The organism is Bifidobacterium catenulatum PV20-2, assembly GCF_000800455.1.
GTDB lineage: Bacteria > Actinomycetota > Actinomycetes > Actinomycetales > Bifidobacteriaceae > Bifidobacterium > Bifidobacterium kashiwanohense_A.
Genome location: NZ_CP007456.1, coordinates 2,070,985 through 2,094,888 on the forward strand (window position 1 = coordinate 2,070,985; position 23,904 = coordinate 2,094,888).

At 55.5% G+C, this 23,904-nt stretch carries 25 protein-coding genes, 1 tRNA gene and 1 pseudogene; 10 read left to right on the forward strand and 17 right to left on the reverse strand.

Annotated features, from left to right (window positions below):
- The first annotated feature begins 34 nt into the window (after positions 1-34).
- From AH68_RS08885 to AH68_RS08900, 4 genes and pseudogenes are all read left to right on the forward strand, one after another.
- Entirely contained in the window at positions 35-1,102 is a 1,068-nt protein-coding gene (locus AH68_RS08885) for a peptidoglycan-binding protein (RefSeq protein WP_039199329.1), read from the forward strand.
- 16 nt (positions 1,103-1,118) lie between these two features.
- On the forward strand, positions 1,119-1,850 hold the full coding sequence (locus AH68_RS08890; protein ID WP_039199330.1) for an ABC transporter ATP-binding protein: 732 nt from the start codon (positions 1,119-1,121) through the stop codon (positions 1,848-1,850).
- On the forward strand, positions 1,847-2,956 hold the full coding sequence (locus AH68_RS08895) for a hypothetical protein (RefSeq protein WP_039199332.1): 1,110 nt from the start codon (positions 1,847-1,849) through the stop codon (positions 2,954-2,956). Before AH68_RS08890 ends, AH68_RS08895 begins: the two co-directional genes overlap by 4 nt.
- Positions 2,957-3,136: 180 nt before the next feature.
- Positions 3,137-3,367: pseudogene (locus AH68_RS08900) on the forward strand (IS256 family transposase); the annotation flags it as partial.
- Positions 3,368-3,501: 134 nt separating this feature from the next.
- Here AH68_RS08900 and AH68_RS08905 read toward each other — a convergent pair.
- Positions 3,502-3,575, reverse strand: a tRNA-Lys gene (locus AH68_RS08905).
- Positions 3,576-3,718: 143 nt separating this feature from the next.
- Between AH68_RS08905 and AH68_RS08910 the strand changes: the two genes are divergently transcribed.
- Entirely contained in the window at positions 3,719-3,976 is a 258-nt protein-coding gene (locus AH68_RS08910; protein WP_039199337.1) for a hypothetical protein, read from the forward strand.
- Between the two features lie 127 nt (positions 3,977-4,103).
- Here the strand turns inward: AH68_RS08910 and rplI are convergent, their stop codons facing one another.
- From rplI to rpsF, 4 genes are read right to left on the reverse strand one after another with little or no spacing between them, the layout of a single operon-like run.
- The gene (gene rplI / locus AH68_RS08915) at positions 4,104-4,550 is read right to left on the reverse strand and encodes a 50S ribosomal protein L9 (protein ID WP_033501466.1); all 447 of its coding nucleotides are present in this window, start codon (positions 4,548-4,550) and stop codon (positions 4,104-4,106) included.
- Positions 4,551-4,569: 19 nt separating this feature from the next.
- A complete protein-coding gene (rpsR, locus tag AH68_RS08920) occupies positions 4,570-4,818 on the reverse strand; it encodes a 30S ribosomal protein S18 (protein WP_003833963.1) in 249 nt (82 codons plus the stop codon).
- Positions 4,819-4,878: 60 nt separating this feature from the next.
- Complete coding sequence (locus AH68_RS08925) at positions 4,879-5,538, reverse strand: single-stranded DNA-binding protein (protein ID WP_033501467.1); 660 nt, start codon at positions 5,536-5,538, stop codon at positions 4,879-4,881.
- A gap of 56 nt (positions 5,539-5,594) precedes the next feature.
- On the reverse strand, positions 5,595-5,882 hold the full coding sequence (gene rpsF, locus AH68_RS08930) for a 30S ribosomal protein S6 (protein WP_003810120.1): 288 nt from the start codon (positions 5,880-5,882) through the stop codon (positions 5,595-5,597).
- A gap of 263 nt (positions 5,883-6,145) precedes the next feature.
- On the opposite strand from rpsF, the gene AH68_RS08935 reads away from it, so the two are divergent.
- Complete coding sequence (locus tag AH68_RS08935; RefSeq protein ID WP_033501468.1) at positions 6,146-7,159, forward strand: ribose-phosphate diphosphokinase; 1,014 nt, start codon at positions 6,146-6,148, stop codon at positions 7,157-7,159.
- Between the two features lie 117 nt (positions 7,160-7,276).
- On the opposite strand, the gene AH68_RS08940 is transcribed toward AH68_RS08935, so the two are convergent.
- From AH68_RS08940 to AH68_RS08955, 4 genes are all read right to left on the reverse strand, one after another.
- Positions 7,277-8,623, reverse strand: coding sequence for an ATP-binding protein (locus AH68_RS08940; RefSeq protein WP_039199342.1), 1,347 nt, complete (start codon positions 8,621-8,623; stop codon positions 7,277-7,279).
- Between the two features lie 236 nt (positions 8,624-8,859).
- On the reverse strand, positions 8,860-9,840 hold the full coding sequence (locus tag AH68_RS08945; RefSeq protein ID WP_039199344.1) for a ribokinase: 981 nt from the start codon (positions 9,838-9,840) through the stop codon (positions 8,860-8,862).
- A 119-nt stretch (positions 9,841-9,959) separates the two neighbouring features.
- Positions 9,960-10,916 carry a nucleoside hydrolase gene (locus AH68_RS08950; RefSeq protein ID WP_039199346.1) on the reverse strand — a complete coding sequence of 319 codons (957 nt, stop codon included), beginning with the start codon at positions 10,914-10,916 and terminating at the stop codon, positions 9,960-9,962.
- A 275-nt stretch (positions 10,917-11,191) separates the two neighbouring features.
- Positions 11,192-12,250, reverse strand: a complete 1,059-nt coding sequence (locus tag AH68_RS08955; protein ID WP_039199349.1) for a LacI family DNA-binding transcriptional regulator — start codon at positions 12,248-12,250, stop codon at positions 11,192-11,194.
- A 203-nt stretch (positions 12,251-12,453) separates the two neighbouring features.
- Between AH68_RS08955 and AH68_RS08960 the strand changes: the two genes are divergently transcribed.
- The gene (locus AH68_RS08960; protein WP_039199352.1) at positions 12,454-12,927 is read left to right on the forward strand and encodes a hypothetical protein; all 474 of its coding nucleotides are present in this window, start codon (positions 12,454-12,456) and stop codon (positions 12,925-12,927) included.
- A gap of 158 nt (positions 12,928-13,085) precedes the next feature.
- On the opposite strand, the gene AH68_RS08965 is transcribed toward AH68_RS08960, so the two are convergent.
- Both AH68_RS08965 and AH68_RS08970 read right to left on the reverse strand, forming a co-directional pair.
- A complete protein-coding gene (locus tag AH68_RS08965) occupies positions 13,086-13,655 on the reverse strand; it encodes a PIN domain-containing protein (protein ID WP_039199354.1) in 570 nt (189 codons plus the stop codon).
- Between the two features lie 16 nt (positions 13,656-13,671).
- Positions 13,672-14,088, reverse strand: a complete 417-nt coding sequence (locus AH68_RS08970) for a helix-turn-helix domain-containing protein (protein WP_039199356.1) — start codon at positions 14,086-14,088, stop codon at positions 13,672-13,674.
- 165 nt (positions 14,089-14,253) lie between these two features.
- On the opposite strand from AH68_RS08970, the gene AH68_RS10155 reads away from it, so the two are divergent.
- Positions 14,254-14,559, forward strand: a complete 306-nt coding sequence (locus tag AH68_RS10155; RefSeq protein ID WP_052189212.1) for a type II toxin-antitoxin system RelB/DinJ family antitoxin — start codon at positions 14,254-14,256, stop codon at positions 14,557-14,559.
- A gap of 336 nt (positions 14,560-14,895) precedes the next feature.
- On the opposite strand, the gene rfbB is transcribed toward AH68_RS10155, so the two are convergent.
- The 5 genes from rfbB to AH68_RS09000 form a co-directional block, all read right to left on the reverse strand.
- Entirely contained in the window at positions 14,896-15,945 is a 1,050-nt protein-coding gene (gene rfbB, locus AH68_RS08980) for a dTDP-glucose 4,6-dehydratase (RefSeq protein WP_173405884.1), read from the reverse strand.
- A 206-nt stretch (positions 15,946-16,151) separates the two neighbouring features.
- Complete coding sequence (locus AH68_RS08985; RefSeq protein WP_039199358.1) at positions 16,152-16,523, reverse strand: type II toxin-antitoxin system PemK/MazF family toxin; 372 nt, start codon at positions 16,521-16,523, stop codon at positions 16,152-16,154.
- Positions 16,520-16,771, reverse strand: coding sequence for an AbrB/MazE/SpoVT family DNA-binding domain-containing protein (locus tag AH68_RS08990; protein ID WP_052189213.1), 252 nt, complete (start codon positions 16,769-16,771; stop codon positions 16,520-16,522). Before AH68_RS08990 ends, AH68_RS08985 begins: the two co-directional genes overlap by 4 nt.
- A 442-nt stretch (positions 16,772-17,213) precedes the next feature.
- Positions 17,214-18,518 carry an IS607 family element RNA-guided endonuclease TnpB gene (tnpB, locus tag AH68_RS08995; protein WP_039199361.1) on the reverse strand — a complete coding sequence of 435 codons (1,305 nt, stop codon included), beginning with the start codon at positions 18,516-18,518 and terminating at the stop codon, positions 17,214-17,216.
- On the reverse strand, positions 18,511-19,098 hold the full coding sequence (locus tag AH68_RS09000; protein ID WP_039199363.1) for an IS607 family transposase: 588 nt from the start codon (positions 19,096-19,098) through the stop codon (positions 18,511-18,513). The genes tnpB and AH68_RS09000 overlap by 8 nt, the downstream gene beginning before the upstream one ends.
- A gap of 70 nt (positions 19,099-19,168) precedes the next feature.
- On the opposite strand from AH68_RS09000, the gene AH68_RS09005 reads away from it, so the two are divergent.
- Entirely contained in the window at positions 19,169-19,450 is a 282-nt protein-coding gene (locus AH68_RS09005; protein WP_039199366.1) for a hypothetical protein, read from the forward strand.
- A gap of 295 nt (positions 19,451-19,745) precedes the next feature.
- Here AH68_RS09005 and glf read toward each other — a convergent pair whose 3' ends face one another.
- Entirely contained in the window at positions 19,746-20,924 is a 1,179-nt protein-coding gene (gene glf / locus AH68_RS09015; protein ID WP_039199369.1) for a UDP-galactopyranose mutase, read from the reverse strand.
- Between the two features lie 308 nt (positions 20,925-21,232).
- Between glf and AH68_RS09020 the strand changes: the two genes are divergently transcribed.
- Positions 21,233-23,851: an LTA synthase family protein gene (locus AH68_RS09020; protein WP_236682402.1), complete on the forward strand. Its 2,619-nt coding sequence runs from the start codon at positions 21,233-21,235 to the stop codon at positions 23,849-23,851.
- Positions 23,852-23,904 lie beyond the last annotated feature (53 nt).

The following is a 23,904-nucleotide window of genomic DNA, read 5'->3' on the forward strand; positions in this document are numbered from 1 at the left end:
AAACCCCCGGACCCCGACGAAAGGAACCGACCCGATGAAGACAAGAATCCTGACCCCACTGATACTGACCGGACTGGGCATGCTGTCCGCGGGCGTGCTCGCCACCGCGTTGATCATTCCCACGCCTACGCCCGACGGGCTGGCCTCGCCCACGAGCCCCGACACCGTCACAGCCAGCCGACAGCAGTTCGCCGACGAACGCACCGTCGAAGCCTCGTTCGAGACCATCGCCGAACAGCCAATCACCTCACGCGCGGCCGGCACCGTCAGTGAGACCCTATGCACGCCCGGGCAGACGTTCGAATCCGGCACACGCCTGCTGTCCGTGGACGGCAGGCCCATCATCGCCCTGCACACCGACACGCCCCTCTACCGCGAGATCGGTACCGGCGACAGCGGGCCCGACGTGCTCGCCCTGCAACAGGAACTCGCCCGCCTCGGCTACAACGCCGAAGGCAACGGCACCTACGGGTGGCGCACCGCGGACGGCGTCAGACAACTATTCTCCCGGGCTGGCAAAACCAATCCCGACGGCAGAATCGGGCCCGCCGACGTGGCGTGGCTGCCCCAGACGTCCGCCACGCCCACCCAATGCACAGCCGGCCTGAACATGAGCCTGGCGGATGGTGCCGAGATCATGAAGACCGGCGGCCAGCTGATCGCCGTCACCTTCCCCACACCCGCGAACCTGAGCGAAGGCAAACGCACGTTCACGCTCTTCGGCGTCAAGACCAGCCTCGACGCCGACGGCATCGGTAAGACCGGCGGCAGGATCAGCGACCAGAAATTCCTCGACCAGATCCAGGCCAGCGACGGCTACAAAACCACCCTCGCCGACCAAGGCGGCAAGAAACCCACCGCCACACTCGCGCTCGAGCAGCCCATCGACACGACCAAGGTCCCGCCCTCTGCCATCACCGGCCAGAACGGCACCCACGCCTGCGTCTCGTCAGACGGCAAACAGGCCATCCCCGTCACCGTTATCGGCTCCGCGCTCGGAGCCACCCTCGTCCAACCCGAACAAGCCGACGCCTCCATCGACAAAGTCGTGCTCGGCCACAAACTCGACAAAGTCCAATGCCCCACCGAAACACAACACTGACACAAGGAGGACGAGCGTGAAAACCAGCATCACACCCCTGGAGATGGTCGCCAATCCCGCACCCACGCGACCACAAACCCCCGCCATGCAGCCTCAAGATGGCGGGCCCCCGTCGGTCACTGGCAGGCACGTGGGCCACCGGTTCGCAGATGACCCCTGGCTGTTCCGCGACCTCGACTTCACCCTTACCACCGGCGAGGCCGTCGGCCTGTGCGGGCCATCCGGCTCCGGAAAATCCACCCTCCTGTCCGTCATCGCCGGATTCGAGACACCTACGGAAGGCACCATCCGCCGCAGCAGGATCAACCGCGTGCGCTGGGTGTTCCAGAACCCCCACGGCATGCCGCGACGTACCGCCATTGACCACGTCGTCCAACCCCTGCTCGGCCAAGGCATCAGCCGCACACATGCCGAAGACGAGGCCATCGCTATCATGAGCACGTTCCACCTGACCAAAGTCGCCGCACGCGAGTTCCGCGAACTGTCCGGAGGCGAGGCCCAGCGCCTCATGCTCGCACGCGCCATCGCCAGCAGACCCGACCTGCTCCTCGTGGATGAACCCACCGCCCAACTCGACCAACGCACCGCCAACGACATCGACGCCACCCTCACCGGACTCGCCCAAGGCGACGCGATCGTCGTCATTGCCACCCACGACCCCAACACCCGGGCCGCCTGCACCCGCGTCATCGACCTCGCATGGCACAACCCGAACCCCACCCCTGACACCAAGGACGACACACGATGAAACCGACCGCCATCCTGTCCGAAGCATGGCGCAACATCGCCACCGGCACCACCCGCGCCCTCACCTGCGCCACCATACTCACCCTCATCGCCGCCGGCACCGCCATATTCGACCTGACCGGTATCCTCGCCCTGCAACACGAATCACGCCAATGGGCCACCAGCGCCGCCGCCATCCACATCATCTCCGGCAACAAACAGATCGACCCCATCACCTGCGCCGACCTCACCCAAGCCACTGGTACCACCCGCGATCACACCCGCACAACCCCCATCCAAGCGGCAGGCGCACTCAAAAGCAGCGGGGAAATCACCCTGACCGCCATGCCATCCGCGCCCTTGGACGCATGGCAGGCCACACCGGGACTCGCGAACGTGCTCGGCATCGGCGCGACACAGCAGACCCGACCCGGCGTATGGATCTCCAGTCAACTCGCCGCCACCCTCCACGCGCGCGAGGGAGACGACCTGCCCACCACCCAAGGCATCATGCACATCAGCGCGGTCTTCCCCTGGGCCGACGACAGCCGCGACCAACGACCCTCCTACGCGATCATCACCCCCACCCCCATCGACACAGGCCAGCAATGGGACGAATGCTGGGCCACCATCGACCCCGCCAACCCTGACGCCGAGGACCTGCTCAACACCGCCGCCATACCCGGAACCGCGCCCGCCACCCAGACCAAACAAGCCAACACCTTGCTCGGTACCAACCCCGACCTCGACAACCGCTACCGGCAGCGAACCACCCGCATCATGCTCGCCATCACCCCCATCGCCGCGTTCGTCATCGCCTTGACGGCCACACGCGCACGACGCATCGAAATAGCCGACAGCCTGCACATGGGACTGCCACGCCAAGGCATCCTCGCTACCGGCATACTCGAAACACTCGCATGGACCCTGCCCGCCATCCTCGCCGCCACCGCCACCGTCTACACCACGGCTCGATGGACAAGCGGGCACGCCAACGCCCTGACCCTGACCGCCATACAACTACCCGCACTCACCGCAGCCCTCATCACCGCCCAGATCGGCACCATCACCGCCATCACTGTCATACACGACAACCAGCTCTTCGCCTTCTTCAAAAACAGGCAATGAGCCCTGAAGGAACACCGGGTTCCCATGCAACTCCCAGCCAACACCCACATCATGCCGAGACTCGCGTTGTTCTATGGAACCACGGCCGCAGGGCCGGATAACTGAACCCTTCTTCTCTCTTCTCTCTTAAGACCGGCCGCACAGCCGGGCTTTTCCTCTGCCCGCCCGGGCCGCGGCGATGACGGCATCCACCTGCACCGCGACGCAGTCATGCTCATCGCAGTCTCCGGCGGCCACGTGGTCGGATGGCACGTGGCGAGGAGCGAGACAGGCACGGCCTGGTCGTCGCTGTTGTCCAGGATCGCGCCGCCGCTGGCGGCGGTGTGCGACGGCGGGGACGGCGGGGACGGCGCACTCAAGGCGCTGCGCGAGATCTGGCCGTCCACCCGGGTGCAGCACTGCCTGCTCCACCGTCCCTCCGAATACCACGGCATCCCCGACTAAGCCACGGACAGACACACATTTTGGCCTATAACCCGCCGGACGGCCATGCAGAAATCGAAAAAACAAAAAACCTTGGAACCGGAGTTCCAAGGTTTCATCTGTGCCCCCTCAGGGATTCGAACCCTGGACACGCTGATTAAGAGTCAGCTGCTCTAACCAACTGAGCTAAAGGGGCGTTGGTCTTGCGAGGTTTTGTTCTCGCTGAGCACGAGAAGTAAATATACTCAGAATCGAGAAGAATGCAACTCTCGGCGTGTCGCGATTATAAAACCGCTATTTTCCAACGATTTCAGCATATTACGGAAGTCACAGAAAAACGTGATCCAACCATCGTATTTCCCACTCGACCATCGCGGGCAAGGCTGGAAATTACAATTTCTTCACAATTTTCCTAAGCCCGGCAGCATTGCCGATCCTCAAGTGAACAAAAATCAGCGCAAACTGCTTTCCAACAGCGTCGTCAAACCCGATAAAGCGATCATTGCGAACGCGCATGTCAATGGTGTGAAGTCGTTGACGACCAGCAAGGATGGCAAGGTCGCAGTCACGCTTGATGACAATGGCTATCAAATATGAAAATCCCCCTGCACAACTGTTTTCAGCTGGTGCAGAGGGATTTTCCATGCTTAAGCTCAGACGTATCTCAGTCTGAAGTCATTCATCATGGCTGCAACGAATGCAGTCTCGATGAATGGGGCCGAAATCACTCAGCGACAACCTTCACGGTGAAGGAAGCGGTGATTTCCGGGTGCAGAGCGACGGTCGCAGCGAACTCGCCGGTGGTCTTGATCGGATCCACGGTGATGTTCTTCGGGTTGACGGCAGCCTTGGAAGACAGAGCGATGGCGATCTTGTCGGCGGAAATGCCACCGAACAGCTTGCCGGACTCGGAGACCTTGGCAGCGATTTCAACGACGGAGCCCTCGATCAGACCCTTGGCGGCAACAGCCTCTTCGCGGGTGGCGACGGCCTTGGCCAGACGAGCGCGCTTCATGGACTCAATCTGAGCAGCAGCGTTCTTGGACCAAGCAAAGGCGAGGCCTTGCGGAATCAGGTAGTTACGAGCGTAACCGGCCTTGACGGTCACGACGTCGCCCGGGTGACCCAGATGATTGACGGACTTGGTAAGAATAACCTTAGCTTCAGCCATTGTTCAAACCTCTCTCAGATCAGCGACCGGAAGTGGCGTACGGCAGCAGAGCCATCTCGCGGGCGTTCTTGATAGCCTTGGCGAGCTCGCGCTGTTCCTGCACGGAAACACCGGTGATACGACGGGAACGAATCTTGCCGCGATCGGAGATGAACTTGCGCAGCAGGGCAACGTCCTTGTAATCGATCTCGGTGACCTTAGCGGCCTTCAGTGGATTCGGCTTCTTCTTAAACGGCTTGACCGGCGGCTGCGGCCTCTTGCGTGACATCTTGATGTTCTCCTTAAAATCTGGAAATTGCTTTTCTTTTAAGCTGCGATCCGGGTCGGATCAGAATTCCGGTTCGTCGCTGCTTCCACCAAATTCGGAGGAGCCAAAGGAACCGAACGATGAGGAACCGGAATTATCCGAATTGCCCCACGGATCCGATGCCGGAGCAGGCTGCACGGCGGGCGCGGCATTGGCTGGAGCGGCAGCCCCACCCTGATAGCCAGCGCCACCGGAATACCCGGCACCGCCCTGATATCCACCGGCATTGCCGGCGAAGCCACCGTTGTTGAACCCGCCGTTGCCACCAGCGAAAGCATTGCCGCCACGATTGCCGGCAAAATTACCACCGTTGGCACTGGAGGTTCGTGTGACCTGGGCGGTCGCATAGCGCAGGGACGGGCCAATCTCATCGACCTGAAGCTCGACAACCGTGCGCTGGGAACCATCGTTCGCCTGATAGGAACGCTGCTGCAAACGACCCTGCGCGATCACACGCATGCCCTTGCTCAGGCTCTGCGCGCAATGTTCGGCCATGTCGCGCCACGCGGAGCAGCGCATGAACAAAGCCTGACCATCTTCAAACTGGCCCGTATTACGGTTCCAGGTGCGCGGAGTGGAGGCAATCGTGAAGCTGGCCACGGACGAGCCGTTGCCAACCGTACGGATTTCGGGATCAGCCGTGAGGTTACCCACCACAGTGATAATCGTTTCGCCTGCCATCGTTACCTACTTACTTTGCAGCTTATTGTTTTGCAGCTTGAAAAGCTTAGAATTACTTACTTGCGAAGAATCTTCGTGCGGATGACGGATTCGTTCAGGTTCAGCAGACGATCGAGTTCGTCGCTGGTGGCCGGCTCAGCGGAGTAGTTGACCACAACGTAGTTACCTTCGGTCTTGCCAGCGATCTCGTAGGCAAGCTTGCGACGGCCCCAGATGTCGATGTTCTCGACAGCACCGCCTTCCTTGGTGACAGTTTCCAGATACTGCTCGGTCAGCTTCTTCAGACCGCGCTCATCCAGCTCAGGATCGGCAATGAACATCAGTTCGTACTTATGCGCAGACATCACCCACCTCCTTCGGACTATCGGCCATGGACCTTCCATGGCAGGAGTGTGTATGCGTACTGCCTTCGCGCATCCATATATAAAGGTATAAAGATACGGTTCAGACAACCCGCTCAGCATAGCCCTTCTGCTGGACGAGCGGCAATTGCGCACGTTCCGCAAAACAGGCGCGTCATGGGCACCCGCATTGTTATATTGAATACGGCTATTTTTGTACGGTTGGTACCGTATTTACGCGACTCTAGATTTGTGGAAGGCGAAGCATGTCGGCGATTCTCGAAGGCACTCCGGATAAGAAATTGGCTTTGGTGACGGGTCGTGCATACCCTGAGCAGGCCCATGAAACCGCGAAATACCTGGGAATCGACGTGCTTGAGACCACGGCTTACGATTTCGCCAACGGCGAGATGTATGTGCGTTACACCGAGCCGGTGCGTGGTGCCGACGCATTCGTGATGCAGGCGCATACCGAGCCGATCAACAAGTGGATCATGGAGCAGCTCATCATGGTTGACGCCATGAAGCGCGCTTCCGCCCGTTCCATCACCGTGGTCGCGCCATTCCTCGGCTATTCCCGTCAGGATAAGAAGCATCAGGGCCGCGAGCCCATCACCGCCCGCCTGATTTTCGACCTGTTCCGCGCAGCCGGTGCCGACCGTATTATGACGGTTGACCTGCATGCCGCTCAGGAGCAGGGCTTCTTCGATGGTCCAGTCGATCATCTCACCGCTACTCCGGTGCTGCTTGACTATGTGCGCAACAACATGCCGCTTGAGAACACCACCATCGTGTCTCCGGATGCCGGCCGTATCAAGGTTTCCGAGCAGTGGGCCGCGAAGCTGGGCAATCTGCCGCTCGCCTTCATTCACAAGACTCGTGACACCACTCGCCCGAACCATGCCGAGGCACATGGCATTATCGGCGAGGTCGAAGGCCGCGACTGCGTGGTGGTTGACGACATGATCGACACCGCAGGCACCATCTGCGAGGCTGTGCGCACACTGAACAACTCCGGCGCGAAGTCCGTGACGCTGGTTGCCACGCATGGTCTGCTGTCCGGCCCCGCCGTGGAACGCCTGAGGAATTGCGGTGCCAAAGAAATCGTACTTACCGACACCGTGCCGGTTCCGGAAGAGAAGCGCCTTCCGAATATGACCGTGCTGTCTGTGGCCCCATTGCTGGCCGCCGGCATTCGCTCCGTGTTCGAATCCGGTTCCGTTTCCACGCTGCTCAACGGCTTGCCCGAAGACATGCGTCCGCGCAACATCTACGCCTGATTCGTAATCTTTTCAAAATAAAAACTCGCCACCACTCGGTCGGCGAGTTTTTTGTACATGCTTTACTCATTATTTGACGGCAAATATCATCTAAGTTTTATCTACCGCAACTACCGTTCAATGTGTCTCCTCTTTAGCCCAAGAATCATCAAACATTAATTGAGAAACCATGTATATAGGAAGATAATCAATGTTTTCCATGCATTCAACATTGGACTCCGCAAAAACAATTCCTCGTTCCATACCATAATTAGGTGTGGCAAGTGCCTTGTCGATGGCACGATGGCGTCTATAGCCCTTACCAGATTTTACTTCGACAGGAACCACCCTGCCGGCTGCACTTTCAACAACGAAATCAAGCTCACCAATCGTATTATTTTTGAAATAGTACAGCGGGAATCCATGAGCACGAAGTTCCTGAGCCACCACATTTTCGTACAATGCACCGAAATTAATGTCAGTACGATCGTTCAATAAATCGCGCACAACGTTCATGCCACACATGCACGTCAATAGTCCAACATCATTCATGAACAGCTTGAACAATCTAGATTGCATCGACAACATCAACGGATACCGCGGCTCCTCAACGTTGTATGAGGGCAATGCGACGCCCGCATCAGCCAGCCATAGGAAGTTGTTTTCATTACGTTCCATTCTGGCATGCTTATCAAGGCTGGTCACACGGAATCGTTTGTTCTGCTGATTTAATTCGCTGGGAATCAAATCGAAAATACGGCGGATATTCCGCGCTTGCGTGAGACTCTCTGCATACTGCGAAATATCCTCACGATACCGATTGACGATTGCCTGCTGACGCGCACGCAATGATTGAATATTGTGCTGCTCCAAAAAAACGGAAACCGCATCCGGCATACCTCCCACCAAAAGATAGTCGTGGAAAAGATCCGTCATTCTTCGATGGACCGCCTCATTGACAGACCTTTTCTCCTTGTGGGCCAGACGAACTTCATTCCACACATTTCCCGGAACTTTATTCGCCCAACAATATTCCTCGAAATCCATGGGATACATGGTGATCGAATCCAAAAATCCCACCGGAACTGATTCCACAGATTTTGCTTCAACGCCAAGCAGCGAGCCTGATAGCACAAAATCGTAATCGCCATACCGGGAAACAAGAAATTTAATCATGGTGACCACGTCACGGCATGTCTGAATTTCATCTAAAAAAATAAGGGTTTTCCCGGGAATTATTTCATCTTGCGCATATGCGGAAATGGCAAGAAACAGATCGTCTGCGTTCTGTGCATTGTCCGCCGCTCTCCTCGCATCAGGCATGTCGATGAAGTTGATTTCCACCATATGCTCGTAGTTGGTTCTACCAAATTCTTCAACAAGACTGGTCTTTCCCACTTGGCGAGCACCATCGACCAACATGGCCTGCTTGTTTTTATGTTCCTTCCAAAACACCAGTTTTTCCATGGCTTTTCGCTTGAACACAAAACCTCCTTGTAACGCAATAAGACGGTTTTTAATCTCGTTTTGTAACATTATAGAACGGTTTTAATGGGTGATCAGTAACGAAATAGAACCCTCTACAATGATGATCTGTAACGAAATGAGATTTCGGTGGCAATACGATTATCAAAGGCAATACAAGACAAAAACGGGTGCCGCGTCCTTTGTTTTGTGGGATGCGGCACCCGTGTATCAAGAGAGAAAAGAGAGAAATCTAGCTATCGTCCGATATACGCCTCGCGGATTTGCGCGGCATTGCCGTAGGAGGCCTGCGCACCGTAACCGGTGGCGGCATATGCGGACACGTACGAGGCGAGTTCGGCAGCTTCGGAAAGTGCCATACCTGAGGCAAGACCGGCAAGCACAGTGCCCATGAACGAGTCGCCGCAACCGGTGGTATCCACCGCATTGACCCGCACGGGGGCTATCCGCTGAATCGGCGTTGCCGAAGTGGAATCCAATACCACCGAACCATCGCCACCGAGCGTCACAATCGCCTGTTCGAAACCGAATCCGCGCATCACTTCCAGCGCATGACCCCAGTCGAAACCGTCCCAATCATCGTTTTCCGGCTCGTCAATGCCAAGCAACTGCACCATTTCGTGCTCGTTGACCAACAGAACGTCGGATGCTTCAACCAGTTCTGCCGGCAGCGACGGAGTGAACGGCGAATCGTTGAGTAGCACCTTCACGCCCGCTTCGTGGCACATGCGTGCGGTGGCCGTCACCGTTTCGATCGGGCTTTCCAAGCACAGGCCAAGTACGGAAGACCGCACCAGCGCCTCACGCACGGATTCCACATAATCCACGGTGACCTGCGCGTTCGATCCCGGAGAGTAGACGATGGTGTTTTCGCCGGTTGCATCCACGGTGATCACGGTTGTGCCGGATGGCCCAAGCACGCGGCGAACATGCGTGGTATTCACACCAGCTTCACCTAGGGCGCCCAGCAGGAAGTCGGCGTTGGAATCGGAGCCTACCGCGCCGAACATTTGCACGGTTGCGCCGATGCGCGCTGCGGCGGCCGCCTGGTTGCCGGATTTGCCGCCTGGCAGCAGCTGCAGCGGACCGCCGGTGATGGTCTCCCCCGGCCCTGGCAGACGCTGTGCGGTGACGGTGTAATCCGCATTCATCGAGCCGATTACGGACACCGTGCCGTGGATGCGGTCCAATGCAGAGAGAACTTCAGTCGCGCTCATCTTTGTCTTCCTTAAATGAAAAGGAGATTTGTGAAATATTGTTTTTCAGTAATCGCAATTTTACGAATCTCCATTGTTTATATTGAGGATATTATGTGCGATTGTTTGGCCGGTTACGCTTATTCGGCTTCGGCTGCGAGGCCGGAGATGCGGGTCATGAATTCGTTCAGGAAGCGCGGCACGTCAACGCCGACGGCCACCTTCATGGTCTTGACCGGATCGTTCAGGCGGGTTTCGTCGCCGATGGTACGTCCGCGGGTCGGGCCTTCCACGTCGACCTTCATATTGATGTCGAGGGTGGTGACGAGGGTCGGGTCCACTGCCACGCCGACGGCGAGCGGATCATGCAGTCCGCAGCCACCCAAGTGCGGGGACGTGGTTTCGTAGGCCTTGATGTAGAAGTCGGTCATGTCGGCCAGGAACCTGCCGGCCTTGGTGCCGAGGTCACGCCACTGCTGGGTTTCCTTGTAGGTGAGCAGGGTCTGCAGGGTTACGTCGAGGCCGATCATGGTGGTCGGTGCGCCGGAACGGAACAGGTAGTCGGCGGCTTCCGGATCCTGCGAAATGTTGGCTTCCATGCAGGCGTTGCAGTTGCCGGGTACGGTCAGCGCGCCGCCCATGAGCACAATCTGGCCGATTTCGTCTTTGATTTCCGGTGCTTTCTTCAGTGCGGCTTCAATGTTGGTCATCGGACCGGTCGGCACGTAGACGAGATCCTTGCCGTAGGTCTTCACTGCGTCGATGATGAAGTCGACCGCGGATTCGGTTTCGACGGAGCGGTTGGAATCGGGGATGTCCACGTCGCCGATTCCGTTGTCGCCGTGGATGAATGCGGAGATCGGCAGCACTTCGAAGTGGTTGGTGGTGCTGGAGTGCGGCAGGCCTTGATACACCTTGACTTCCGGATGGCCGAGCAGGTCGGTCACAGCCAGCGCGTTGCGCACACCTTGCTCGACAAGCACGTTGCCATAGGTACCGGTGATGCCGATCAGCTTGACTTCCGGGCTTCCCAGGGCATACGAAATGGCAAGTGCGTCATCAACGCCGGTATCAAGATCGAGAATCATCTTTTTCATGTGTGTGCCTTTCCTCTTTGACGAGCCTGACGACGGTCCGCCACCATACGGGTGCGCCGTCAGTTATACATCGAACACATTCTTCGGTTGTGTTGTGCGTTGACAAGATTTATGATAAAGCGTTTTATCAATAACGCAAATTCAATACCCCACGCACGGCGTGTTGCTTTTATTTCCAACATTTACAGAATATTGGAAATACTGATGTCACTGCATATCGAGATTGATCTACGCCACCCGTTTTTCACCGGTCTGCAGCACCTAAAAATGGCGGTTTACGAGCAGGCCGCCTGCACCAATTTCGGCGTAAGCACCTCAACCTGCGGATCGGAAAGCCACGGACGAGCAGCCACCGAATCCATACCGGACTTAGTATGAACCGAAACATCAATCCGCCCACGCAACATATCCCAACAGGCGGCGGCCAGATCAGTCACACTCTGTTCAACGGTGGTCATACGCCAACCAAGCCCGAATCGCTTGAGAATATTGTCGTAACCGATCACCTGCATATCCTCAGTAACGCGTAACCCGCGCTCCGCCATACGCTGACGAAAACCAAGCGCCATCACATCATTGCAGCAGAACACGGCAGTCGCACCGCCATCAATAATCTGATCAGCAGCCCGATAGCCACTACCGAAACGGTAATCCCCCTCAACACACAGCGCAGGATCAAAATGCTTTCCCGACCGCTCGATAGCATCCACAAAACCACGACGACGCTCCGCGGCACTCGACTCCGCAATGTCGCCGGCGACAATGCCAATACGAGTATGACCACCCTCCAACAGATACTGGGCAGCCAAATGGCCGCCAAGATAATTATCAAAACCAACCGCATCACACCAACCGCACTGCGCCAAACGGTCGATCAACACCACCGGGCACGACACAAGCGCCACATCCTCACGCAACCGCCCAGCAGCATCGCCAACGCAGGACTCACGCGCCGGAATCAGCATCACACCATCCACCCCACGGGCCGGAAGACGCTGCAACAACTCATGCTCAGTAACACGCGAATCATCGGAATTGGCCACAATCAGCGAATACCCCTGCGCGGCGCATTCATCCTCCACACACTTGGCAAGTGCCGCAAAAAACAAGTTCTCAATATCAGGCACAATGAGCGCCACCAACTGGGATTGCTTGGTCACCAAGCTTCTCGCGCTCTGATTCGGCACATAATTCAGTTTCTTCGCCGCATCGGCAATGACCTTGCGCTTCCCCTCAGACACGCGAGCAGGACGATTATTCAACACCAGCGAAACCGTCGTCACAGACACCCCCGCGGCAGCAGCCACATCCTTCAGCGTCGCACGATACGCCATCCAAACCCCCTTAAAACGTTTATCCCTCCAGCATAAATGCCACGCAAACCTGACGCGCCCAGCATCGCAATCACAAACAAATTCCTTTCACAGCAAAATAATCCGCACTATTTCCACCGGTAAATCGTTTTTCGGAAGTGTTTTTTGTATACTCGCAACGTTTTGTCCGAAATAAGAACCGCACAAGAAGAAAGGAACCAGCAATGCAGCCAACCACGCAGAAAAACAATGCGAGACAGCACAAAACCATCGCCATCGTCGCAGTGATCGCAGTGGTCACCATCGCGCTCGCAGCCATCGCCATCATCGCAGTCGCCAACAAGCGCGAAATGACACAAGCCGCCAGCGACACCTGCACCTTGAATGCAAAGGCACTCTCCACGCATCAGCAGAGCTTCAAGGAGGCACAGAAAGAAGCCAAAGAGGCGGCGAAACTCACCGTGGATGACGTGGCCGACGGCACCACCCTCGAAACCCTGAAGGATGCGATCGCGCTGGCCGAATCCGTAGAAAACGCGCCGACATGCCCCACAAGCGGCAATGCCAGCGACTTCACCAAGGCGACGGACGATATTCGCAAATACGCCGACAACCTGCGCAACATCACCAACGAACTTGACGCGGCCGCCAAGTCGGTGATCGCCAGCCAAGAACTCAAACTCGAGTCCGCCAAGTAAGTCAAGTAAACCGCCCCGACGGTTAGCGCCGCCGTCAGCGCCAAACCCTACGTTTAACGGGGTCAAAGTCATGTTTTCAAACAACTTTGCCCCCGGTCCACCCCTTCCCGGCAAGATCAGTCAGCCGTAGTGTTCATGCCCGACAGCGAATGTCCACTTCATGCACGCAACCCGTAGCAATCCCGCAGCCGTTCGGAAAACTCGCATAACCGCAAACTCCTCAGATGCGCGATCTCCTCAGCCATCGTGCGAGGTGGATTATCTTTGCTCTCTACAACCTCATTCATGACACGAAGCATTGAGTTCCGATTCACATCAAACATCTCACAAAGGAAAACATCAGGGTGCACAGCTGCGATTGAATACTTCTGGAGTTCCGCCTGTGGAAAATCTTTCAGATTATACGTAACGATATAGTCCGCATCCGCAACCAGCGCAGCCGCAAGCACATGCCGATCATCCGCATCAGGCAGTTTCAACATCATTTCACTTGACTCCCACCCATATACGCAATGCGTTGGATTCATTGAGATGAAACAGTCCATGAAATTCTCGATTTCTTTTTGATTGCGCCGTAACCGATCGATCATCGCACGGCGGACTTCTTCCAAAATCCGTTGCGACCATACCGCATCAAAAACCTGATGCTCGTCCATGGTCAGCAGAACATCAAGCAACCACACGGGCGGGAATACGTTGGCATCCAAAAGAGCGACTGGTTTAGTCATGTTGCCCCACTAAGGCTTAGGCATCGAACTGCGACACGTAGTCAGTCATTTCGTCGTCGTTCAGATTGAAGTCTCGCGCTGCACGACGCATTGACGCGAGGGACTCACGCATCCGTTCCATCTCCTCACTGCGGTAATCCATCACGTCAACAACGTCGACCATGCGACGCCCTGCGGCGCCATTACGCACGAATGGCAGACGCCCCGAATCCAAAATGCGCGCAACCGTGCGAGCCGAGCAATCCAACAGTCGGGCAGCATCCCCCGTGGTGATCATCCGATGCTCGCCCATCACCCCCATTGCCGCATTAAGCGCAGCCTCATAAGACTCAGGCGTCAATTCCACAACCGCGCCATCCGCACCAACCAGCACACGGCTCCCCGCCGCGATCACGGTTTTCTTGGAGCCAGGCCGATCCAATACAGCACTCATGATTCCTCCCACACAAATTTTCACTTCATTTCAGCATACAAGTTTCTGACAAAACTGACAAGTTGCCATTTTGTCAAGAAATAGCCCTTACCATTTGCTGTAATATATGTGCATTAGGCGTATAATACACATTAATTGCACGTCAAGTTAAGGAGGACGATTCAGATGGGCAACATCACCATTCGCATGAACGACGACCTGAAAGCCCGCGTCAACCAGACGCTGGACGCCATGGGCATGAATTTCAACACTTACGTAACCATGGCCAGCATCCAGCTTGTGAACCAGCAGCGACTTCCTTTTGACACTTCGGTACGCACTGCGGAGCCGAACGAGCAGACCAAGTGCGCCATGCTCGAAACCGAAGCCAAGGAACGCGGCATCCCCCAGGCGACGCGGCCACTTTCAGCAACGCGCAAGACGCCATCGCTTGGCTGCACAACAATCACGGCTAAACGGCCGAACGGATAAAGCGCCATGGTTATCATCAAATTCGATCAGCAATTTCAGGCCGACTTCAAGCGAACTACGCGGAGAACAACTTGAGGCACACCACCCTAAATACACCTGTCAGCATTAATTCTTACACTCTAAACCTTGATTTGGTGTATGAATGGCACTTCAGTTACCCTTGATTTGGTGTATAAAGGTGCCTTTCGTAACCATTGATTTGGTGTAAAGCCCGCATAATCATTGGCTTTTCAAGCAGAATACCTATTGCAAATCAAACAAACACCCTAAAATTTGGTACAACAGAAGAAGATTTCGCCCACACACCAAGTCACGCCATGCAAGCCAAACCCCCACTTACTGGCCTTGGGCACGGTAGCGGGCTTCGGTGGCGGCTTTGGCGGGCTCCCACCAGGCGCGGTTGGCAGCATACCAAGCGATGGTCGCCTGCAAACCGGCTTCGAAATCGGTGTGTGCAGGCTTCCATCCGAGTTCGGTACGCAGCTTGCTGGAGTCAATCGCGTAACGCCGATCATGCCCGGGACGGTCACGCACCCAGTCGAACGCATCTTCGGCACATCCCATAAGCCGCAGGATCATACGCATCACGGCAATATTGCTCATTTCGCCATCCGCGCCGATCAGGTATGTTTCGCCGATCCGCCCGCGTGTAAGAATCTCCCACACCGCAGAAGAGTGGTCTTCCGTATGGATCCAGTCGCGCACGTTCTCGCCTGTGCCATATAGTTTCGGCCGCACGCCCTCCATGATGGATGTGATCTGGCGTGGAATGAATTTTTCCACATGCTGGTACGGCCCGTAATTGTTGGAACAGTTAGAGATCGTGGCGCGAAGCCCGTACGTGCGAACCCACGCGCGCACCAGCTGGTCGGACGCCGCTTTCGACGCACTGTATGGGCTTGATGGCTTGTACGGCGTGCTTTCGGTGAATTTGCATGGATCGTCGAGCGCAAGGTCGCCGTACACTTCGTCGGTGCTGATGTGGTGAAATCGCACGTCATGCTTGCGTGCCGCTTCAAGCAGACGGAACGTGCCTTCCACGTTTGTCGTGATAAAGGGTTCAGGATTGGCGATGGAATTGTCGTTGTGCGATTCGGCCGCGAAATGCACGATCGCGTCATGACCAGGCACGATACGTTCCAGTAATGCCGTATCGCAAATATCGCCTTGCACGAGTTCGACTTGCGATTGCGGAAGACCTGCGATATTCTGCGGATTTCCGGCATAGGTCAGTTTGTCGAGCACGGTTATGTGCACGTCAGGATGGTTACGTGCCACATAGCGCACAAAATTGGCTCCGATAAACCCACATCCGCCGGTCACGATGATGTTGCGCGGCTTGAAAATCTCACTACTCACAATTTCAGAGTACCGGCAGGGTTGCATAGCCATGAAGCGATTCCACAAACTGGCTTATATATGGCAGATTTGCGGCTATTTTCATCCCCCACCGCTGAACCTAGACTCACGACTAGGGTCATAAGGCCCAAGTCCGTCCGGCTCTCATAGTCATTTCTTGACGCTTACCAACCTTGGGTACCGTGGCGGGTTTCGGTGCCCCAAACGGAGCCACACCACAAACTCACTCACACCTACACAAGGTTTTCAATGCGCATGGTGGGCTGCATAAGACAAACAAGGACCAAGTCCGTGATTTTATCCAGAGTCTCTCCATCCAGTTCTCCAACGACGCTGCCGTATCGCGCCTCGAGGTCAAGCGATTTAAGCTGTTCGATTTCCGCCCACCCATGAATTTCCGAACCATCTTCAGTCGGAATCACACCAACATTGACATGCAAAGGATATTCCCTACTGCTGGTTATCGGCACGACCATGGTGAGATTATTGAAACGGTTGTAAGCATCGTTACTAACAACCACCACAGGCCGGCGTTTCCCCTGTTCATGGCCAGCCGACGGATCCAAATTCACCCACACCACGTCACCATAGCGATAGTCCTTCATAGAAGTTCCTTTCCGACTTGGCCAGCAAATCCGTCCTCCTGCGTCCGAGGCCCCTCGTAGCCCGCAAACATCGCCTCAAAATCCGGAACCGAAATGACCCTCACACGCTTAGGGGTTAGAACAATACGCCCCTCCCGTACCTGCACGTCAAGCTGGTCGCCCACTTTGATTCCGGCATCCTCCACAACGTCGCGATTCAGCCGAACGCCTTGGCCGTTTCCCCATCTCACCAGTGTCGCAGCGCTCATTTCGATGCCTCCTTAACGCAAAATAAGTTTGTATACATTGTATACACAAAGTCCGTTGTAGACAAACCATAGAGCAAGACCACATACGCGCGCAAGTGAGATAATCGAACGCCTCCGTGCAAACCCCAAAATCTGCCATACATAAGCGAGATAGCGACCATCTGTCAGAAATCTAATTCAAGCCGATCAGCAAACCACCATTCCACTACCCTTGATTTGGTGTATTTACGGCGGTGAGACATGGAGGCTTTCGAACGAAAAGCGTACGAAAACTGGCTTCCTGGAAGGATTCTTCCCAAGGAAGCACAGCCCTGCTCATCGAGGGCGCACGACGTGTCGGGAAAAGCACCATCGCGGAGGAATTCGGACGACGGAACTATGCGTCGTATATGCTCGTCGACTTCTCGAAAGCCGTTGCAAATGATTTTGTTTTAGCTTGTCGCTAAAGCGAAGTCATCTGCATGGCCTCGTTGCCAAGGCCAGCTCCAAGACTCACGCGACTCTCGCCGCCGCTTGGTTCGCGCTTCGCCGGATGCCGCATTGTCCCGCCTTTTGGGTGGGCCTGTCTTACGCTTCCTCCACGCGCGTTTAACGTCTCCGGGGCACTCCCGGCGACTTGGATGTTGATGGCCGCGTTCAGGTCGCGGTCCATGTCAAGCCCGCACTTGCCGCAATGGTAGACGCGCTCGGACAGGGGCAGCTTGGCTTTCACCGTCCCGCAGTTCGAGCAGGTCTTCGAGCTTGGATACCAGCGGTCGATGACGTGGAGCCTCGCGCCGGTGCGTGCGGTCTTGTAGGTCAGTAGGCGTCGGAACTCCGCGAACGCGGCGTCCTGAATCGATCGGGCGAGCCCGTGGTTTCCCACCATGCCCGCCACGTTCAAGTCCTCGATGCTGATGTCCGCGTAGGTATGGGCGAGCATGGTGGTGGTCTTGTTGAGCGCGTCCGAACGCAGGTTCGCCACCCGTGCGTATAGTCGGGCGACCTGCGCTCTCGCCTTGCGGCGGCGGTTGGAGCCTTTCCGTTTGCGGCTCAGATTCCGTTGGGCTTTCTTCAACCGTCTGAGGTTCGATTTGAGTGCGTGCGGGTTGTGTATCACGGTGCCGTCCGACAATGCGGCGAGCTCCTTCACGCCCAAGTCGATGCCGACGCTCCCGCCTTTCGGCGGCGATGGAATCGGCAGGTCGGCGCGTTCGACGGTCAGGCTGGCCTGCCAGCGTCCACCACGCTTGGATACGCTCATGCGCAGCACCTTCGCGCCGTCCACTCGCCTGGACACGTTCTCCATGCAGTGCACGCGGCCTATCCTCGGGAGCCGCAGCGCATGAGGGTCACGGTCAATGAGACCAAACGAGCCCGTCGTGTACGCGAATCCGGGAACCGCCTTGTCCTTGGATTTGAAGCGTGGGAAGCCCATCCTGCGGCCTTTCCGCCGCCCCTTGCGGGACTTGGAGAAGTTCTTCAGGGCGTCGGCCAATGATTCGAGGCCGCTGTTGTATGCCTCCTTGCTGTTCTCCGGCCACCATGTTTCTCCCGTGGTCTCGTCCACGGCGAGTGTGTTCTTGGCTTGGTTCCACCACCTGCGCAGCCCGTAGTACGACCATTCGGGTTTATCGCCGCGTTCGAGCATGTCCTTGACATGAGCGAGTCCCGCGTTGTAGGCGAACCGCGCCGCACCAGCATGGGACTCCAAGAGTCGTTCCTGCCGTGGCGTCGGGTCAAGCGCCACCCTGACTGCCTCAAGCATCGCGCGCCGCCTTCAACGCCGCGTCCGTCTTGCGCTTGGCCGCGCAACGCCCGTACAGCCGGGCGCAGAACGAGGTCAGCACCTCGGTCATGTCGCGCACCAGATCGTCGTCCAGCTCCGTGTCGTCCACCACGATGATTCGGCGTCCCTGCGCCTTCAACGCGCTCTCCACCAGCCCCGCGTTCATGCGGGCGAGCCTGTCCCTGTGCTCCACGATCAGCGTGCCCACGGTCGGGTCGGACAATAGCCGGTTGAGCTTGCGCCGCCTGTCGTCCATGCCGGAACCCGTCTCCGTGACCACCTCGGGCTTCTCGACGCCCATGCTAAGAGCGAACGCCTTCAACCGGTCGGCCTGACGTTGCAAATCGTCCTTTTGGTCAGACGAACTGACACGCGCGTAACACACCGTCCTGCCGTTCGCTGTGGGGGTGGCGAACTGGTTCTCGTATTTCGGGTCGTGGATGATTATCGTGCCCGTGCTCATGCGCTCAAATGGGACGGGCATGCGGTTCTCTCGGCACCACTGCCATACCGTCTGCTCGTTGAAGCCCTCTCGTTTCGCCCATTCCCTGACACGCATGACTCAAGTATATCATACGAAAACAATCGAAAGCAAGCAATTAAGTTAACTGGTTGCAACCCCCGATGACGTGCTGGGCTGCTTCGTCGACCTGCGCAATGATCGCGACGACCCGTCGAACCGCATAGAGATCGACTTCCTCATCGTCGAACCGTACGAGAACGCGGCAATGAAGTACAGGATCAGCCCCATCGAAGTCAAGTCATCGAAACGCTACCGTACGGGCTCGTTAGACAAATTCAAGGCAAAATTCGATAAGAAGGTCGGCACCAGATACGTGCTGCATCCAAAACCGCTGGTCGTGGAAAATGACGTGGTCAAGCTGCCGATATACATGGCGGGATTGCTGTAGAAGGCTTCATTCCATTGAGAGGCAAGTAGTCAACCTGCGTTACACTGTCATAGCTGCCTGTTATAAACGTCCCCTTCCGACACGCTTCGCAAATTTGTCTTCCCGGTGAACGGCTACAACCGCGAGGGTGCCAAGTATGCTCCCGCGAGCGGCACCTACGTGCAGACCTGCGACGGCAACGGCAACCATCTGGCAGGACTCGCCCCCATCAATCAGCACGCCGGCGTGAAAAGAAATCCCCGTGACGCGGGGTGGCATCGCGGGGATCCTTCACATGCGAGAGGCGGGGTATGGCTTACTTCTTGAGGAGTGGTTCGACCTGTTCCTCGTACGCGGTCAGCGCGGTGTCGATCACATTGTGCATGTCGTAGTACTTGTACGTGCCCAGACGGCCGCCGAACACCGTGAGCGGCTCGGCCTTCGCGAGCTCCTCGTACCTCGCGTACAGCGCCCTGTCGGCCTCCGTGTTGATCGGATAGTACGGTTCGTCGCCACGCTCCGCGAAACGGCTGTACTCCTCCCACACCACCGTTTTGTCCGGGTTCTGCGAGTCCCTGCGTTCCGGGTTGAAGTTCTTGAACTCGATCGCGCGCGTGTACGGCACGTCCGCGTCGGAGAAGTTCATCACCGGGCATCCGAAATGGTCGCCCTCGTCGTAGCGCACCTCCCTGAAGTCGACCGTGCGCCACTTGAGCTCGCCCAGCGAATAGCCGAAGTAGCGGTCCACCGGACCCGTGTACACCACCGGCACGCCCGCCGCGGCCAAAGCCGCCTTGTTGAACGGCTGCGACCCGTCGAAGAAGTCGGCCTCCAGGGTCACGTGGATGCGCGGATCGTCGATCATGCGCTCCATCCACGCGGTGTAGCCGTCGGTCGGCAGGCCCTCCCACGTGTCCCTGAAGTAGCGGTTGTCGTAGTTGAAGCGCACCGGCAGGCGGTTGATGATGCCCGCGGGCAGGTCCTTCGGATCGGTCTGCCACTGCTTGCCCGTGTAGTTCTTGATGAACGCCTCGTACAGGGGACGCCCGATCAGCGAGATGCCCTTGTCGTTGAGGTTCTGCGGGTCCTTGCCGGCCAGCTCGCCGGCCTGCTCGGCCACGAGCGCCCTGGCCTCGGCGGGCGTGTAGTGGGCGTGGAAGAACTGGTTGATGGTGCCCAGGTTGATCGGCAGGGGGTAGACCTCGCCGTCGTGCGTGGCGTACACGCGGTGCACGTAGTTCGTGAACGAGGTGAACCTGTTCACGTAGTCCCACACGCGCCTGTTGGACGTGTGGAACAGGTGGGCGCCGTACTTGTGGATCTCCGCGCCGGTCTCCTCGTCCATGTAGCTGTACGCGTTGCCGCCGATGTGGTCGCGCACGTCGATGATCTCCACCCTGACGCCCAAACGCTCGACGGCCTGCTGGGCCACGGTCAGGCCGAACAGGCCCGCGCCCACGACCACCAGATCGGGATATTCCACCGCTTCAGTCATAATGGCTCATTCCTTCCATCAGTTGAAATTACTTACAAAATGCAGCTTCATCTATGGTACCCACAAACATGACTCATTACGACGTCATCATTTTATTGGTAAGAGGATAAGATTCCGTAAGCAACCCGTTTTGAATACGCATACGCAGATAAGAATCAACTCAGTAGATTGCCTTCATTTCGACACAGCGCTGTTCACCCTTCAGCTACTTTCCAGTCACTTACAAGACACTCGTTCGTCCACAGCTAAACACTAGAATGTGTTCGGTTTAATTGTATAGGGTCTCCAATTTATACGGGGTTATCATCTTGAAGGATGCGATGATGCTTTTTTCCCAGCTTAACAGCCATGATTGTGTCCCTTCATACGTAAAACATGCTAAACAGCCGTTTGCAGGAGGAACGTATCGTCCTCTCTCAAACAATGAGGGAACCCACGCCCCAGTCCCGTCTAATTTCAAAGCGCATCATAGTTCAACGCTTTATACGCAAAAGTCGACGATTCACACCGACTCCAATAGCACAAGCATCTTTATCCCCAACGTCAGCGCATTACTCCGACCAGCAGAAACAGCAACAGCCGCAATCGTCAACAAAGTTGCGAACAATAGCGATCAAATTGTCCCCTTTCCTGAAACTCAGCTAGATCATTCCACAGACCGTATCCCAAACCAAGCCGTTAAAGCCTGCGAAAAGGCCGCACAAACCGCAGCAAAAACACTTTCCGCAGCGGGCCATACAATCGCAGGCACAGTCCAAAACGCCAGACGTACCGTTCACTCTGCCACCGGAACAATAAAAAGGGCTTGGTACACTTTTGTTAATTCCAAAGCCATCCAGCTCATCATCAAATTCTTCTCAAAGACGCATGTCCTATGGAAGAAGCGTATGAAGTTCTCCTATGCGTTCTACACCGTTGTGTTTGCACTGCTGACTTCAGCTGAAGTCATTTTCTTACAATGGGGGGTTTACAGTGAGCCGGAATACGCCGAAGATACCGAAATCGATCAAACAACAAGAATTTTACAAAGTGTCGCGGGACAAGTCACCAAATTCGTCAGTCAGATGTGGCTTGAACAAAAATATCAGTTTCTGCTCAATTTCATTGGCATAGGTCTCATTTACCTTGTTCTAATTCTCGTATTAAACCGTTTCTGGATAGCAACGGTCATTTTCGGTGTCGCTATGACCGCTTATGGCGTGGCGAACAGCATAAAAATGAGGCTGCGGAATGAGCCTATTCTTCCATCAGACCTTAGTTTTATATTAAATGGCAACAGTGGGAGTCTTCTTTCTTTTATCCCGAAAGATCAACAAACTCTTGTTAGCGGAACAATCACCGTATTGGCTTGGTTCTCTTGCATCTGTGTCCTTTTCTTTATTCTCGACGGTAGACGTCGTTTCATTCACTGCTCTTGGAAACAACCTTTTTCTAGTGCGAAGAACGTAGCCGGAACTCTTACCCGCATAATCGCAGCGGTGCTCAGTATCGCCCTTTTAGCCTCTTACACATGTAATCTCAATATTCCAGGAGCTTGGTCCTATGTACTTGCAACCAATTTAGGATACAAGCCCGTTCCTTGGAATACCTACGAGGACGCGACAAGCAACGGCCCTGCCACGACTTTTGAAAGCCTTGTACGAATCAAAGCTATGGAGAAGCCTGAAGGTTATAGTCAAAAAAACATGGAATCCATAGCCCGACGCTATGCAAAAGAGGCGGACAACATCAACTCCTCTCGTACAAACAACCTTACCGACAGCACCGTCATTATGATTCTCTCCGAGTCATTCTCCGACCCTACGCGCGTGCCCGGAGTTTCTTTCAGCATTGACCCTATGCCGAACATTCGCAGCATAAAAGACTCCACCACCTCGGGATTGATGCTGTCACCAGGTTATGGAGGTGGAACCGCCAATATCGAGTATCAGTCATTGACCGGTATGAGTTTGGCTTCTTTCAATGACCAGCTCATTTCTCCTTACCAGCAGCTAGTCCCTAATATGAAAAGTGCATACTCTTTCAATCAAATCTGGAATGAGGCATGCCATTCAACATGTTCAGTCGCTTATCACCCTTACTACAAAAGCTTTTATCTCAGGGACTCTAATTATAAGAAATTTGGGTTCAAATTCTTCCGAACGCTAGATAGTAGTCCCATGATCAGTCATCAGGATCACATTGATAATTCTATATACGTCAGCGATGCGGCATCATATCAGAACGTACTGGACTATCTTCAACAATCAACAGATCAGTCACAGTTTATACAGCTAGTAACAATGCAAAACCATCTACCTTACAGTGACTGGTATGTAGACAATGAGTTTAAAGATGCTGACATTTCTTCCGATATTAATGATGTAGAAAGGCAACAAATTGATACTTATGCAAAAGGCGTAAGCCACACTGATTCCGCCACAATCAACTTCCTCAACCAGCTAAACGAATTACAAAAGCCTACTACTGTTATTTTCTACGGAGACCACCTTCCTGGAATCTATCAAACTGCAGCAATGGAAAAGCGAAACCAACTGGCCCTTCATGAAAGTGACTACTTCATATGGTCGAACGCCGCATCTTCAAGCTCTGAGACGAAGCTATCTCCTGAAGAAAGCAACTATTCATCATCCAACTATTTCATAGCTTCCGCAGCAGAGCATATGAACGCTAAGGTGTCTCCTTTCTTAGCGTTGCTTACCGAGCTCCACGAAGAAGTACCTTCTATGGGACGTTTTGGCTCGACAAATGATAGTTGGGGCAGCGGATCCGCAACGTATCTTAACAGCGATGGTTCCATTGTGAAGAAAAAAAATCTATCCCAAAAAGCTCGTCAGTTGCTGAAAGATTATAGCCTAGTCCAATATGACATGACTTCAGGGAAAAACTATCTTCAAAATCTGAATTTCACTCAGATTTCCGAATAACGAAAGGGTCAGGGAAAAATCTCTGGCCCTTGACTGATCTCTGTTTAACGCCA

Bases quoted from the DNA above. Each gene is read 5' to 3' on its own strand.
- AH68_RS08885 (WP_039199329.1), top strand. From the start codon at position 35: ATGAAGACAAGAATCCTGACCCCACTGATACTGACCGGACTGGGCATG.
- AH68_RS08895 (WP_039199332.1), top strand. From the start codon at position 1,847: ATGAAACCGACCGCCATCCTGTCCGAAGCATGGCGCAACATCGCCACC.
- rplI (WP_033501466.1), bottom strand. From the start codon at position 4,550: ATGGCTGAAGCTAAGGTTATTCTTACCAAGTCCGTCAATCATCTGGGT.
- rpsR (WP_003833963.1), bottom strand. From the start codon at position 4,818: ATGTCACGCAAGAGGCCGCAGCCGCCGGTCAAGCCGTTTAAGAAGAAG.
- AH68_RS08925 (WP_033501467.1), bottom strand. From the start codon at position 5,538: ATGGCAGGCGAAACGATTATCACTGTGGTGGGTAACCTCACGGCTGAT.
- rpsF (WP_003810120.1), bottom strand. From the start codon at position 5,882: ATGTCTGCGCATAAGTACGAACTGATGTTCATTGCCGATCCTGAGCTG.
- AH68_RS08935 (WP_033501468.1), top strand. From the start codon at position 6,146: ATGTCGGCGATTCTCGAAGGCACTCCGGATAAGAAATTGGCTTTGGTG.
- AH68_RS08945 (WP_039199344.1), bottom strand. From the start codon at position 9,840: ATGAGCGCGACTGAAGTTCTCTCTGCATTGGACCGCATCCACGGCACG.
- AH68_RS08950 (WP_039199346.1), bottom strand. From the start codon at position 10,916: ATGAAAAAGATGATTCTCGATCTTGATACCGGCGTTGATGACGCACTT.
- AH68_RS08955 (WP_039199349.1), bottom strand. From the start codon at position 12,250: ATGGCGTATCGTGCGACGCTGAAGGATGTGGCTGCTGCCGCGGGGGTG.
- AH68_RS08960 (WP_039199352.1), top strand. From the start codon at position 12,454: ATGCAGCCAACCACGCAGAAAAACAATGCGAGACAGCACAAAACCATC.
- AH68_RS08965 (WP_039199354.1), bottom strand. From the start codon at position 13,655: ATGACTAAACCAGTCGCTCTTTTGGATGCCAACGTATTCCCGCCCGTG.
- AH68_RS08970 (WP_039199356.1), bottom strand. From the start codon at position 14,088: ATGAGTGCTGTATTGGATCGGCCTGGCTCCAAGAAAACCGTGATCGCG.
- AH68_RS10155 (WP_052189212.1), top strand. From the start codon at position 14,254: ATGGGCAACATCACCATTCGCATGAACGACGACCTGAAAGCCCGCGTC.
- rfbB (WP_173405884.1), bottom strand. From the start codon at position 15,945: ATGCAACCCTGCCGGTACTCTGAAATTGTGAGTAGTGAGATTTTCAAG.
- AH68_RS08985 (WP_039199358.1), bottom strand. From the start codon at position 16,523: ATGAAGGACTATCGCTATGGTGACGTGGTGTGGGTGAATTTGGATCCG.
- AH68_RS08990 (WP_052189213.1), bottom strand. From the start codon at position 16,771: ATGAGCGCTGCGACACTGGTGAGATGGGGAAACGGCCAAGGCGTTCGG.
- tnpB (WP_039199361.1), bottom strand. From the start codon at position 18,518: ATGCTTGAGGCAGTCAGGGTGGCGCTTGACCCGACGCCACGGCAGGAA.
- AH68_RS09000 (WP_039199363.1), bottom strand. From the start codon at position 19,098: ATGCGTGTCAGGGAATGGGCGAAACGAGAGGGCTTCAACGAGCAGACG.
- glf (WP_039199369.1), bottom strand. From the start codon at position 20,924: ATGACTGAAGCGGTGGAATATCCCGATCTGGTGGTCGTGGGCGCGGGC.